Below are 12,933 nucleotides of genomic sequence, written 5' to 3'. Positions count from 1 at the left end.
CGGGGGGCGGGGCCCCCCGCCCCCCCCCCCCCGCGCGGGGGGCCCGCCCCCCCCCCCCCCCCACGGCACGGCCCTGCCGCCGTGCGCGGCGGCAGGGCTCCGTCCGGACCGGGTCAGCGGACCTCGGTGATCTCCGGACCGCGCTGGAGCTTGTCGATGCCGCCGGCGAAGCGGGAGCCCTCCTGCGCCTGCTCCTGCTGGACGCCGCCGTCGGGCACCATCTGCGCGTCGTCGGGGAGCTTGAGGACAATCGGGTCGCGGGGCGCCATCGGGGAGTCCCCGCGCACCACGACCGTGTCGCGGAAGATCTGCTCCAGCAGCCCGGCGGCCTGCGGCTGCACCGCGCCCTGGCCGGAGATGACACCTCGCAGGAACCAGCGGGGGCCGTCCACACCGACGAAGCGCACGACCTGCATGCCGCTGTTGCCGTCGGGCAGCCTGACCGGCACCTGCGCGCGCAGCTCCCAGCCCAGCGGGCCCTCGGCCTCGTCGATGACCCCGCCCTTCTGGGTGATGCCCGAGGCGATCTCCTCGCGCACCTCGTCCCAGATGCCCTCGCGCTTGGGTGCGGCGAACGCCTGGAGCTGGACGGCGCTGTCCTTGAGCACGATCGTCGCGGCGACGATGGCGTCACCGGCGACCTCCACCCGCAGCTCCATGCCCTGCACCCCGGGCACGAACATGCCACCCAGGTCGACCCGGCCCTCGCCCGGGGCGTGGAGCTCGCTCACGTCCCAGGGGCCGTCCGGCCGGGGGGCCGGGGGGAGTTTGACCCGGGTCTGCTCGCCGCCGGTGTCGTCGGCGGACCCGTCCGACGCGTCGGTGCTCTCGTCGGACCGTTCCGTCTCGAACTCGTCCGAGGCGCCCTCGGGCCCTACCTTCTTCTTGCGACGACGTCCGAACACGTCACTGTCCCTTCAGGTCGGCAGCCTCGTCGGCCTCGACCGCAGCGTAATGGTTGTGCTGTGCAGCGTGGTCCTGTGCGGTGCCGTCCCGTGCGGCGTGGCCTCCCGTGGAGCCGAAGCCCCCCGCCGCTCGCGCCGATCCCGGCAGTTCCCCCACCTCGTGGAAGCGCACCTTCTCGACTTGCTGGACGACGAGCTGGGCGATGCGGTCGAACCGCTCGAACCGCACGCTCTCGCGCGGATCCAGGTTGGCCACGATCACCCTGATCTCTCCACGGTACCCGGCATCCACGGTTCCGGGGGCATTCACGAGGCAGACCCCGCAGCGGGCCGCCAGACCGGAGCGCGGATGCACGAAGGCGGCGTACCCGTCGGGCAGTGCGATGGAAACCCCCGTGGGCAGAACGGCCCTCCGGCCCGGGGCCAGTTCGGCCGCCTCGGTGGTGACCAGATCGCAGCCCGCGTCGCCGGGGTGGGCGTAGGCGGGCAGCGGCACCTCGGGGTCGAGGCGGCGGATCAGCACCTCGACGGGGTCGCGCCCGGGCAGACCGGCGCGGCTCACGGGTTCACCTCGAAGGCACGGGCCCGGCGGACGGTGTCGGGGTCGGCCATCGCGGCCTCGATCTCTTCCTTGCGGCCGTGGTCGACGAAGTGCTCGACCCTGACCTCGATGAAGAGGGCGTCCGCGCGCACCGCGAGAGGGCCGTCGGGGCCGCCGACGCGCCCGGTGGCGGTGCAGTAGATCTTGCGCCCGTGCCGGGCGGTGACACGCGCCGCCAGGTGCAGCACGGAGTCCACGGGGACGGGCTGGAGGAAGTCGGTCTCCAGGCGCCCGGTGACCGAGATGGTGTGCATCAGCCAGTTCAGGGAGCCCAGGATCTCGTCCATGGCGGTGGACAGCAGTCCGCCGTGGGCGAGACCGGGTGCGCCCTGGTGCTCGGGGCGGACGGTGAACTCGGCTGTGACGCTGACCCCCTCGCCCGCCCGGGCGTCGATGTGCAGCCCGTGGGGCTGCTCGGCGCCGCAGCCGAAGCACTGTGCGTAGTGGGCGCCCAACAGTTCTCCGGGGGCGGGAGCGTCGGGGTGACGCACCGGGGGAACGGCGTCGTCCGGTGGGGTCAGGGATGTCTTGGTGGCACTCACGGATGCTGACCTTACCGCCGGGTCGGTGAGCCGGTCGCGGGCGTGCCAAGCTGGGGCCATGCTTCCTCCCGGCGTGCTGTACGACGAGCGGCTGACCGCGCCGCGCCCCTGGTGGCTGATCGCCGCCCTGTCCGGGGTCGCCCTGGGCCTGATCCTGTTCCCCCTGGGCCCTGTGCCCCTGCTGGGCGGTCTGGTGGCGGGTGCGGCGCTGGGCGCGATGGCGGTGAGCGCCTACGGCTCGGCCCGTATCCGCGTGCTCGCGGACTCGCTGGTCGCGGGGGACGCCCGGGTGCCGGTCTCCGCGCTGGGCGAGGCGCACGTCCTGGACGAGGAGGAGGCCCGCGCCTGGCGCACCCACCGCGCCGACCCCCGCGCGTACATGCTGCTGCGCGGCTATGTGCCGACGGCGCTGCGCGTGGAGGTCACCGACCCCGCGGACCCCACTCCGTACCTGTACCTGTCCACACGGCGCCCGCGGGCACTGGCCGACGCTCTGGAGACCGCGCGCCGGTAACCGCGCGCCGGGCGGCCGGGGTCCGACCGGATCGGCCGCGCCCGGGCGGCGGGGGGCCGGGGAGGGCAGCGGGCCGTCAGCCGTCCTCACCGGGGGCGTACTGCGGGGTCTGTCCGGGCCGGGAGGGGATGATCTTCCCCGGGCGGTCCTCCAGGGGGACGGCGTCCCAGGGGATCCGCCTCCTCCTCAGATCGCCGCGGATCGTCTCCGCCAGCTTCCTGGTGTCGCGCCGGTTCATCAGGGCTCCCACCGCCGCGCCGATCATGAAGGGCGTGAGGTTGGGGAGGTTGCGCATGGTGCGCTTGAGGAGGGTCTGGCGCAGCCGCCGTCTCATGTGGCTGCCGAAGGCCGCGCCGAACGTCGCGGGAACGGCCGGCTCTATCCCGCGTTCCTGGGTCCACTCGGCCAGGTACACGGCGGCCCGCTCCCGGGCGCTGCCGGGCGGGCGCAGCCCGTAGACCTCGTGCAGCTCGGCGATGAGCTTGAGCTCCACCGCGGCCACCCCGACGACCTCGGCGGCCAGTTCGGCGGGCATCGCCGGCGGCACGGGCAGCATCGCCGAGGCGCCCACTCCGGCGCCGACGGTCGCGCTGCCCTTCACGGCCCCCGATATCAGCCTGTCGGCCATCTCCTCGGGCCCCAGGCCCGGGAACTGCCGGCGGAGCGTGGCCAGGTCCCTCACCGGGATCCTGGGGGCGAGGTCGACGACGCGGTCGGCCACCACGCCCAGAAAGGCTCTGACCGTGCCGCGCCCGCGCGGCTCCCGCGGACTCCGGCCGTCCGGCGCGTGCGCGCCGGCCACGTGGTCCGCGCCGTCCGCGCCGGCCGGACGGCGCGGACGGAACCGCCGCAGCCCGCGGCCGAAGGCGGCTGCGGGCGCGGACCCGGGTACGGGCGCGAGCGAGGCCTCCCCTTCCTGGCCCCGCTCGGCGTCACGTGCTTCCTCGGCCGTCATCAGCCGGCCCCGGCTCAGGCCGCGCAGTCGCGGCAGATGGGGTGGCCGTTCTTCTCCGCCGCCAGCTGCGAGCGGTGGTGGACCAGGAAGCAGCTCATACAGGTGAACTCGTCGGCCTGGCGGGGCAGCACCCGCACCGACAGTTCCTCGTTGGAGAGGTCCGCTCCGGGCAGCTCCAGGCCCTCGGCCTGCTCGAACTCGTCGACGTCGACGGTCGAGGCGGACTTGTCGTTCCGCCGGGCCTTCAGCTCCTCGATGCTGTCCTCGTTGACGTCGTCATCGGTCTTGCGTGGAGTGTCGTAGTCGGTCGCCATGTCGCTCTCCCCCTCTGGGTGTCTGTGGTGTCTCCAGCGCACGTAACGCGCGAGAGGCCGGACTTGTGCCCGACCTGAGGCGGAGATTTTGCCTCACATCAAGCCCTGTTACTCAATCGACACCCAACCGCGCCCCTGATGGGGTGACCGAGTCGGCCGTCGACCGGGGGCCACGGGCGGCCCTCATGTCCACTTTGCGCGCACCGCCTCCCCTCTTTCCCACGATCACGACCTGCAAAAACATGGATTTTCCGGCATTTTTCGGCAGGGCCTGGGATGCCGTACACGTGTGACCGAAAAATCGTGTGTGTGATCGATCACAACCGGAACGAGCAGTGGAGGAATTCCCGGATTTCGCCGCATAACGCCGGGCGTGGCGGTGGTGTTCCACGATCGCCCCGCCGACCCGCTCGCCCCCGTTCCGCGCCCCGCGCCCGCGGTGTCACACGGGGAGGGTGACCCGCACCACCAGGCCGCCCTCCTCCCGCGGCCTGGCCGTGACCGCACCACCGTGGACCCGCACCACCGACCGCACGATCGACAGCCCCAGGCCGACGCCCCTGTCGCTGCCGGTGCGCTCGGTGCGCAGGCGCCGGAAGGGCTCGAAGAGGTTGTCCACCTCGTACGCCGGGACCACCGGCCCGGTGTTCTCCACCACCAGCACCGCCTGCCCCGGCTGGGCCCGGGTGTCCACCGAGACCCAGCCGTCGCCGGGCGCGTTGTAGCGCACGGCGTTCTGCACCAGGTTGAGGGCGACCCGCTCCAGCAGGACCCCGCTGCCCTGCGTGTACGCGGGCCGGCACACGCTCAACAGTTCCACACCCCGCTCCTGGGCCTCACCGCGCGCCTGCTCCACGGCCTGGGAGGCGACCTCGGCCAGGTCCACGGGCTTGCGGTCGACGATCTCGTTCTCGCTGCGGGCGAGCAGCAGCAGGCCCTCCACCAGCTGCTCGCTGCGCTCGTTCGTGGCGAGCAGCGTCTTGCCGAGCTGGACCAGCTCGGGCGGGGCCCCGGGGTCGGACAGCTGGACCTCCAGCAGGGTGCGGTTGATCGCCAGCGGGGTGCGCAGCTCGTGCGAGGCGTTGGCGACGAAACGCTGCTGGGCGGTGAAGGCCCGGTCCAGCCGGTCCAGCATCTGGTCGAAGGTGTCGGCCAGCTCCTTGAGCTCGTCGTCCGGTCCGTCCAGCTCGATGCGGCGGTGCAGGTCGGAGCCGGCGACCCGCTGGGCCGTGCGCGTGATGCGCTCCAGTGGCGAGAGCACCCGGCCGGCCATGACGTAGCCGAAGGCGAAGGCGGCCACGGCCAGGCCCAGCAGGGCCAGCAGGGAGCGGTTGAGCAGGGCCTCCAGTGCCGCCTGCCGCTGGTTCTCCATGCACTGCTGGACGGCGGCGGTCAGCTCCTGGGGGGTCAGCTCCCCGCCGTCCGCCCGGCTGGGCAGGCTGCAGACGGCGTCGGTGGTCTGGTCCCGCACGCCGATGATCTGGAAGGGCAGGTGGCTGCCGTCCTTCAGCGCCTGGGCCGCCAGCAGGTAGATGATCGCCAGCAGCACCATCCCGGCGATCAGGAACATCCCGCCGTACAGCAGGGTCAGGCGTATGCGGATGGTGGGCCGCAGCCACGGGTGGGAGCGGCCCGGCTGGAAGGGGTCCCAGGTGGGCTTGGGCGGGGTCGCCGGGGGCTGGGGCGGGGGGCCGGGAGTACCGGGCGTGCTGGGTGTCATGGGGGCTCAGATGCGGTATCCGGAGCCGGGCACGGTGACGATCACCGGCGGCTCGCCTAGCTTGCGGCGCAGGGTCATCACGGTGACCCGTACGACGTTGGTGAACGGGTCGGTGTTCTCGTCCCAGGCCTTCTCCAGGAGCTGCTCGGCGGAGACCACCGATCCCTCGCCCCGCATGAGCACCTCCAGCACCGCGAACTCCTTGGGGGCCAGCTGCACCTGCCGGCCGTCGCGGGAGACCTCGCGGCGGTTGGGGTCCAGCCGGATGCCGGAACGCTCCAGCACCGGCGGCAGGGGCGCGGTGCTGCGGCGGCCGAGCGCCCGCACCCGGGCGGTCAGCTCGCTGAAGGCGAAGGGCTTGGGCAGGTAGTCGTCCGCGCCCAGCTCCAGGCCCTCCACCCGGTCGCTGACGTCGCCGGAGGCGGTGAGCATCAGCACCCGGGTGGGCAGGCCCAGCCGGATGATCTCGCGGCACACGTCATCGCCGTGCACCAGCGGCAGATCGCGGTCGAGCACCACCACGTCGTAGTCGTTGACCCCGACGCGTTCGAGGGCGGCGGCGCCGTCGTAGACCACGTCGACGGCCATGGCCTCCCGGCGCAGTCCGGTGGCCACGGCATCGGCGAGCAGCTGCTCGTCCTCGACGACGAGTACGCGCACGGGTGATGTCCTTCCTTCGGTTCGCGGGGCCGGGGGGCCGTCCCGGCGGTCCGCCGACGGCGCCGGAACGGTACGGAACCGGGAGAGGGGCGGCTCCCGGCCCTGTGGACGGGGGCGCGCCCCGTCCTGTTCCATCATGCCCATCGTGCCCGCGACCTCGGTAAACGGGCCGTAAGGGACTTCCGTCCCGGCCGTTCACCGAATTTTCGTCCTTCTTGAGGTTTCTCTGAGGTTTGAGATGGGGAAGACGGCAGTACACCCGCGATCACGCCCTGTAGACGGCATGTCCCGACCCCTCTTCCAGCCGGGAAGGGCCGTCGGCCGACCGCTCGGGGAACACTCCGTGATCGCCCCACCCCCGGCACACCCCCGTGCCGACGACCCACGACGAGGGGGCGCACCATGGACGCGTTCACCGCAGGCATTCTGCAGCGCATACGGACCACGGAATCCGACCTGATCCGCGCTCGTGAGTCGGGCGACGACTTCCTGGTGGACGTCGAGCAGGCCGAGCTCGAGGATCTGCGCCGTCTGGCCGCCGAGTACGGCGTGGAGGTCGGCGCCCCCACCGGCGTCTGACCGGTCCCGCGCACCGGTGCCCCGGGTGGAAGACCTCCCGGGGCACCGGTGCGCGCGGCGCGGGGAGGGCCGGTGTCCCTGCCGCCCGGACCCGAACCGTTCACTCGTGCCAGGCGCCCAGTTCCTCCAGCAGCGGCTGGAGCGCACCGAAGACCCCGGGGGAGGCGGCCACCGTCAGTTCGCCCGTCGGCGGGGAGCCGGGCCGTCCTCCGGTGAGGGCGCCCGCCTCCCGGGCGACCAGATCGCCCGCGGCGAAGTCCCAGGGGTGCAGTCCCCGCTCGTAGAAGCCGTCCAGCCGCCCGCCGCCCACATCGCACAGGTCGATGGCGGCCGAACCGGAACGGCGGATGTCGCGGACCTTCGGCAGCAGGCGGCGGGCCACCTCGGCCTGGGCCCCGCGGCGCTCGGCGACGTAGTTGAAACCGGTGCCGATCAGCGCCTGCTCCAGCGGCGGCGAGGGCCGGCAGTGCACCCGCTCCCCGTTCAGCCGGGCGCCCTCGCCCAGCACCGCGTGGTACGTCTCGCCGCGCGGCGGGACGTGGACCACGCCGACGACCGTCTCGCCCCGGTGCTCGGCGGCGATCGAGACGGCCCAGGCGGGCTGCCCGTAGAGGTAGTTCACCGTGCCGTCGATCGGGTCGATCACCCAGCGCACCCCGCTGTCGCCCTCCGTGGAGGCCCCCTCCTCCCCCAGGAAGCCGTCCCCGGGGCGGTGGTCGGACAGGAAACCGGTGATCAGCTTCTCGGAGGCGAGGTCCATCTCGGTGACGACGTCGACGGGACTGCTCTTGGTCGCGGCCACCCCCAGGTCGGCGGGGCGGCCCTCACTCAGGAGTGCGCCCGCCCGGCGGGCGGCCTCCAGCGCGAGGCCCAGCAGTTCCCTCCTGAGCGGGTCCGCCACGGCGGCGGTCGCGCGGCCGGTCCCCGCCCCGGTCCCGGCGGAGGTTCCCGCTGGGCTGCGGGCAGCCCTGTCGGCTGGGTTGCCGGCGGCGTTGTCGGCGGGGGTCCCGGCGGGGCTTGCGGCGTCGGTCACGGCTCTCCTCTGCGGCGTCGGGGCGTCGGGCGGATGTCAGGCGTACGGGCTGTCGGCGCCCGCGGCGGCGGGCTTCGGCGTACGGGCCGGGCAGCAGCCCACCGGGCACACGTCGTGGCTGGGCCCCAGCGCGCCCAGCGCGCAGCGCTCGGGGTGCTCGCCGCGCTCGGCGGCGGCGCGCTCGGTCACCAGGTCGCGCACGGCCCCGGGGAACCGCGGGTCGGCGCCGACCGTGGCCGACCGCACCGCCGGCAGGCCCAGCTCCCCGGCCTTGGCCATCGCCTCGGTGTCGAGGTCGTACAGGACCTCCATGTGGTCCGAGACGAACCCGATCGGGATCATCACCGCGGCCGGAGCGCCCCGCTCGTGCAGCGCCTCCAGATGGTCGCAGACGTCCGGCTCCAGCCAGGGGATGTGGGGGGCGCCGCTGCGGGACTGGTAGACCAGCTCCCAGGGCCTGTCCACCCCGGTCTCCTCGCGCACCGCGCCGGCGATCACCCGCGCCACGTCCAGGTGCTGGGCGACGTAGGCGCCGCCGTCCGGCCCGGAGGTCTCGGACTGGGAGAGGGGGATGGAGTGGGTGGTGAAGACCAGGTGCGCCCCCGCCCGGACGTCCCCGGGCAGCTCCGCGAGGGCGTTGAGCACCCCGTCGGTCATGGGGCGGACGAAGCCGGGGTGGTTGAAGTAGTGCCGCAGCTTGTCCACCCGCGGCACCGGGAGCCCTTCGGCCTCCAGGGCGGCCAGGGCCTCGGCGAGGTTCTCCCGGTACTGGCGGCAGCCGGAGTACGAGGCGTACGCGCTGGTGGCCAGCACCAGGATCCGGCGGCGGCCGTCAAGGACCATCTCGCGCAGGGTGTCGGCCAGGTACGGCGCCCAGTTCCGGTTGCCCCAGTAGACGGGCAGGTCCAGTCCGTTCGCGGCGAAGTCCTCGCGCAGGGCGGCGAGCAGCTCGCGGTTCTGGGCGTTGATCGGACTGACGCCGCCGAACAGGTAGTAGTGCTGCCCGACCTCCTCCAGCCTCTCCCGCGGGATCCCCCTTCCACGGGTGACGTTCTCCAGGAACGGCACCACGTCGTCGGGACCCTCCGGTCCTCCGAAGGACAGCAGCAGTAGGGCGTCGTGGGGACGGGCGTCAGTTGCGTCGGGCATGTCTCGATCCTGCCATCCGGCCGCGGGGCCCACGGCCCGGACCCGCGGTGGGTCCGGAAACGGCCTGCGAGAGTATGATCCCCCTCCGGCCGGCGGGTCCACCGTCCGCGCGGTACGCCAGCCCTGGGGAGGGCCGTCAGCGATGACCACGCACACAGCACGGCGTACGAGGCGGCCCGCACCGCCGACCTGGCGCAACTGGGCGGGCAACGCCACCGCCCGCCCGCTGCGGACCTCGGCGCCCTCCACCACCGAGGCGCTCGCCGAGGTGGTGCGCCGCGCGGCCGAGGACGGCCTGACGGTCAAGGCCGCCGGCACCGGGCACTCGTTCACGCCCGTGGCCGCCACCGAGGGGGTGCTGATACGCCCCGACCGCCTCACCGGCGTCCGCCGGATCGACCGCCGGGCAGGGACGGTGACGGTGGCCGCCGGGACGCCGCTGAAGCGGCTCAACGAGGAGCTGGCGGCCGAGGGGCTGTCCCTGACCAACATGGGCGACATCATGGAGCAGACCGTCTCCGGCGCGGTCGGCACCGGCACCCACGGCACCGGACGCGACTCCGGTTCGCTCGCCGCCCAGATCCGCGCGCTGGAGATGGTCCTGGCCGACGGGTCGGTCCTGCGGTGCTCGGGGGGCGGGGCCGGCGAGAACCGGGACGTCTTCGCGGCGGCCCGCATCGGCCTGGGCGCGCTGGGGGTGATCACCGAGATCACCTTCGCCGTGGAGCCGCTGTTCCTGCTGACCGCGCGCGAGGAGCCCATGCGCCTGGACGCGGTGCTGGAGGACTTCGACCACCTGGTGCGCGGCAACGAGCACTTCGAGTTCTACTGGTTCCCGCACACCGACCGCTGCGTCGCCAAGCGCAACAACCGCAGCGACGGTCCGGCCGACCCGCTGCCGCGCCTGGGCGGCTGGCTGGAGGACGAGTTCCTCTCCAACGGCGTCTTCCGGGCCGCCTGCTCGGTGGGCCGCGCCTTTCCCGCCGCCGTCCCCGGCATCGCGCGGATCGCCGGCCGCGCCCTGTCGGCCCGCACCTACACCGACATCCCCTACAAGGTGTTCACCTCGCCGCGCCGGGTGCGCTTCGTGGAGATGGAGTACGCCCTGCCACGGGCGGCCGCGGTGGAGGCGCTGCGCGAACTGCGTGCGGCGGTCGACCGGTCGGGGCTGCGGGTGAACTTCCCCGTCGAGGTGCGCGTCGCGCCCGCCGACGACATCGCGCTGTCCACGGCCGCGGGCCGCGACACCGCCTATATCGCGACGCACGTGTACCGGGGCACCCCGCACGAGCGGTACTTCACGGCCGCCGAACAGATCATGGTCGCGCACGGCGGCCGTCCCCACTGGGGGAAGCTGCACAGCCGCGACGCCGGCTACCTGGCCGAGGTCTACCCGCGCTTCACGGAGTTCACCGCACTGCGCGACCGCCTCGACCCGGACCGGGTGTTCGGCAACGACCACCTGCGGCGGGTGCTGGGCGACTGAGCCGGGCGCCGCACCACCGCCGTCAGCCCGCCGCCCCGTCCGTCCCCCCACCGGGCCGGATCGCACGTATCTTCCTCTCCGCCCCCGTGGGACGGTTTCCGGCCAAGGTGATGGTTCCGTTTCGGCGGATTCCGTGAAGATCCACACTTTCGATGCCGTCTTTTTACGACCGGCGCGGTGTTCAACTCCCCGGCGCTGTGAGAGCTTGGGCGGCGTGCCGATCCAACGGCGTGGCACCAATGGAGTAGTGTGGCGAGCCCTGACCCCGGCCCCGGTCAGCCGGTACCACGGACAGTCACCACTCAGGTCACTCTCCGTGGTCAACAGGCAACCGTGCCACAGTGACGGATCAGGGCGCGGGCCCGACACGCCGGGCAGGTCGGCACGGTTGTGGCAGGCTGCGCTCGGGCACGCCACACTCGTCTAGCGGGAGCAGCGACGCACGTGACGTCGGCAGGCACCACCCGGGAGGTTCCCATGCCCGAACTGCGTGTCGTGGCCGTCAGCAACGACGGCACACGGCTGGTGCTCAAGGCTGCCGACAACACGGAGTACACACTCCCGATCGACGAGCGGCTGCGTGCCGCCGTCCGCAACGACCGTGCCAGGCTCGGCCAGATCGAGATCGAGGTCGAGAGCCATCTGCGCCCCCGCGACATCCAGGCCCGCATACGGGCCGGAGCCACAGCCGAGGAGGTCGCCCAGCTCGCAGGCATCCCCGTGGACCGCGTACGGCGGTTCGAGGGACCGGTGCTCGCCGAGCGCGCGTTCATGGCCGAGCGGGCCCGCAAGACGCCGGTGCGCCGCCCCGGCGAGAGCACCGGCCCGCAGCTCGGCGAGGCCGTGACCGAGCGGCTGATGCTGCGCGGTGCCGACAGGGACACGGCGCAGTGGGACTCCTGGCGCCGGGACGACGGCACCTGGGAGGTGCTGCTCGTCTACCGGGTGGCCGGCGAGCCGCACTCGGCGAGCTGGACGTACGACCCGCCGCGGCGGCTGGTGCAGGCCGTGGACGACGAGGCGCGGGCGCTGATCGGCGAGAGCGACGACACTCCCGAGCCGAGCTTCCCCTTCGTGCCGCGCATCGCGCGGCTGCCGCGCGACCGCTTCGACCGGGCGGAGCGCTCCGACGCCCCCGACTCCGAGCTGCCGGAGGCCGCGGGCCAGGACGGGGGCGGTGAGCGTGACTCGCTGACCAGCCTGCTGGAGGCGGTGCCCAGCTTCCGCGGCGACCTGGTGGTACCGGAGCAGTCACCCCCGCCCGACGGCGTGCCGGAGGACGAGGCCGGGGAGCCGGAGGCGGTGGAGCCACCCGCTCCCGCGGCGAGCGCCGGGGCGGCCTACGCCGATGTGCTCATGCCGCGCTCGGTGGCGGGTCACCGCGACCGGCTCACGGGCAACACCGACCGCCAGGCCGAGGCGGACGGCGTCCGTCCGGGGCGCCGCGCCGCGGTCCCCAGCTGGGACGAGATCGTCTTCGGCACGCGCCGCAAGAAGCAGGAATAGGCCCGGGGGCGGCGGGCCCCGCCGCCCCCGGGCGTGTGCGACGCCCCGGTCCTCAGCCCGGTCCGGGGCCCGTGGCCACCGGGCGGGAGGGGTCGGCGGACCACTGCGACCAGGAGCCCGGGTACAGCGCGGCGTCGATGCCCGCGATCGCCAGCGCCAGGATCTCGTGGGCCGCGGAGACCCCCGAACCGCAGTAGACGCCGACCTCGGTGTCCGCGTCGATGCCCAGCCCGGCGAAGCGGGCGGCCAGTTCGGCTGCGGGCCGGAAGGCGTAGGGGACTTCCCGGGAGACGTTCCCGGTGGTCGGGGCCGACACGGCGCCCGGGATGTGCCCGGCGACGCGGTCGATCGGTTCGACCTCGCCGCGGTAGCGCTCGCCCGCACGGGCGTCGAGCAGCACCCCGGTGCGGGCCAGGGCCGCCGCGCCCTCGGCGTCGAGCACGGGAAGTGAGCCCGGCCGGGGGGCGAAGTCGCCCTCGGGCGGCTGCGGCACCTCCCCGGTCAGGGGGCCCTCCCAGGCCGCGAGGCCGCCGTCCAGCACCCGTACGTCCTCGTGACCGGCCCAGCGCAGCAGCCACCAGGCACGGGCCGCCGCCCAGCCCATACCGCCGTCGTAGACCACCACGGGGTGTCCCCGGCGGACCCCGGCACGGCGCATGGCCGCTCCGAGCACCTCCGGATCCGGGAGCGGGTGACGGCCCGTCCCCTCCTCCACCGGGCCGGCCAGCTCGGTGTCCAGGTCGATGTACACGGCTCCGGGCAGGTGCGCCGCCTCATAGTCCGGGCGCCGGGAGGGGCCGGTCAGCTCCCAGCGGACATCGAGCAGCGTGGGCGGGGTAGGCGGCGCGGAAGGCGATCCGGTGAGTTCGCGCGCGAGTTGGGTAGGAGAGACGATGACTGCCATGGCCGTATCCTCGCGCGGCCGTTCCCGTATGTCCTCACCGCCGTCCGGCCCGGCCCGGCCGTGTC

14 protein-coding genes are annotated in these 12,933 nt (G+C 73.8%); 4 read left to right on the top strand and 10 right to left on the bottom strand.

The genetic code is table 11. The features are described 5' to 3' along the window. Positions 1 to 113: 113 nt before the first annotated feature. The 3 genes from AC2CJA_RS04810 to AC2CJA_RS04800 are packed head-to-tail and all read right to left on the bottom strand — an operon-like array spanning position 114 to position 2,048. A complete protein-coding gene (locus AC2CJA_RS04810; protein WP_484601391.1) occupies positions 114 to 905 on the bottom strand; it encodes a DUF3710 domain-containing protein in 792 nt (263 codons plus the stop codon). A 1-nt stretch (position 906) separates the two neighbouring features. After that, positions 907 to 1,467: a dUTP diphosphatase gene (gene dut, locus AC2CJA_RS04805; RefSeq protein WP_484601390.1), complete on the bottom strand. Its 561-nt coding sequence runs from the start codon at positions 1,465 to 1,467 to the stop codon at positions 907 to 909. Further along, positions 1,464 to 2,048 carry a PaaI family thioesterase gene (locus AC2CJA_RS04800; RefSeq protein ID WP_484601389.1) on the bottom strand — a complete coding sequence of 195 codons (585 nt, stop codon included), beginning with the start codon at positions 2,046 to 2,048 and terminating at the stop codon, positions 1,464 to 1,466. The genes dut and AC2CJA_RS04800 overlap by 4 nt, the downstream gene beginning before the upstream one ends. Before the next feature lie 58 nt (positions 2,049 to 2,106). Between AC2CJA_RS04800 and AC2CJA_RS04795 the strand changes: the two genes are divergently transcribed. Next, entirely contained in the window at positions 2,107 to 2,562 is a 456-nt protein-coding gene (locus tag AC2CJA_RS04795; RefSeq protein WP_484601388.1) for a DUF3093 domain-containing protein, read from the top strand. Between the two features lie 76 nt (positions 2,563 to 2,638). Here AC2CJA_RS04795 and AC2CJA_RS04790 read toward each other — a convergent pair whose 3' ends face one another. From AC2CJA_RS04790 to AC2CJA_RS04775, 4 genes are all read right to left on the bottom strand, one after another. After that, positions 2,639 to 3,517 (bottom strand): hypothetical protein, encoded by an 879-nt coding sequence (locus AC2CJA_RS04790; protein WP_484601387.1) that lies wholly within the window; start codon positions 3,515 to 3,517, stop codon positions 2,639 to 2,641. 14 nt (positions 3,518 to 3,531) lie between these two features. After that, complete coding sequence (locus AC2CJA_RS04785; RefSeq protein WP_093662716.1) at positions 3,532 to 3,831, bottom strand: DUF4193 domain-containing protein; 300 nt, start codon at positions 3,829 to 3,831, stop codon at positions 3,532 to 3,534. A gap of 442 nt (positions 3,832 to 4,273) precedes the next feature. After that, positions 4,274 to 5,551 carry a sensor histidine kinase gene (locus AC2CJA_RS04780; protein WP_484601386.1) on the bottom strand — a complete coding sequence of 426 codons (1,278 nt, stop codon included), beginning with the start codon at positions 5,549 to 5,551 and terminating at the stop codon, positions 4,274 to 4,276. 6 nt (positions 5,552 to 5,557) lie between these two features. After that, on the bottom strand, positions 5,558 to 6,211 hold the full coding sequence (locus tag AC2CJA_RS04775) for a response regulator transcription factor (protein WP_484601385.1): 654 nt from the start codon (positions 6,209 to 6,211) through the stop codon (positions 5,558 to 5,560). 402 nt (positions 6,212 to 6,613) lie between these two features. Between AC2CJA_RS04775 and AC2CJA_RS04770 the strand changes: the two genes are divergently transcribed. Next, positions 6,614 to 6,790 (top strand): hypothetical protein, encoded by a 177-nt coding sequence (locus tag AC2CJA_RS04770; protein WP_241712674.1) that lies wholly within the window; start codon positions 6,614 to 6,616, stop codon positions 6,788 to 6,790. Positions 6,791 to 6,890: 100 nt separating this feature from the next. Here the strand turns inward: AC2CJA_RS04770 and AC2CJA_RS04765 are convergent, their stop codons facing one another. Further along, positions 6,891 to 7,691 (bottom strand): inositol monophosphatase family protein, encoded by an 801-nt coding sequence (locus AC2CJA_RS04765; protein WP_484601395.1) that lies wholly within the window; start codon positions 7,689 to 7,691, stop codon positions 6,891 to 6,893. Between the two features lie 168 nt (positions 7,692 to 7,859). Then, positions 7,860 to 8,972: a ferrochelatase gene (locus AC2CJA_RS04760; RefSeq protein ID WP_484601384.1), complete on the bottom strand. Its 1,113-nt coding sequence runs from the start codon at positions 8,970 to 8,972 to the stop codon at positions 7,860 to 7,862. A 142-nt stretch (positions 8,973 to 9,114) separates the two neighbouring features. Here AC2CJA_RS04760 and AC2CJA_RS04755 point away from each other — a divergent pair, with 142 nt between their 5' ends. Together AC2CJA_RS04755 and sepH are read left to right on the top strand one after the other, a co-directional pair. After that, on the top strand, positions 9,115 to 10,458 hold the full coding sequence (locus AC2CJA_RS04755) for a D-arabinono-1,4-lactone oxidase (protein ID WP_484601383.1): 1,344 nt from the start codon (positions 9,115 to 9,117) through the stop codon (positions 10,456 to 10,458). A 444-nt stretch (positions 10,459 to 10,902) separates the two neighbouring features. Beyond that, entirely contained in the window at positions 10,903 to 11,964 is a 1,062-nt protein-coding gene (sepH, locus tag AC2CJA_RS04750; protein ID WP_484601382.1) for a septation protein SepH, read from the top strand. 52 nt (positions 11,965 to 12,016) lie between these two features. On the opposite strand, the gene AC2CJA_RS04745 is transcribed toward sepH, so the two are convergent. Beyond that, a complete protein-coding gene (locus tag AC2CJA_RS04745) occupies positions 12,017 to 12,868 on the bottom strand; it encodes a sulfurtransferase (protein WP_484601381.1) in 852 nt (283 codons plus the stop codon). Positions 12,869 to 12,933: the final 65 nt, after the last annotated feature.

The sequence above is a fragment of the Streptomyces sp. ATLC9 genome (assembly GCF_057196705.1).
The sequence above is the reverse complement of the archived record's forward strand: the minus strand, read 5'-3'. Positions and strand labels throughout refer to the sequence as shown.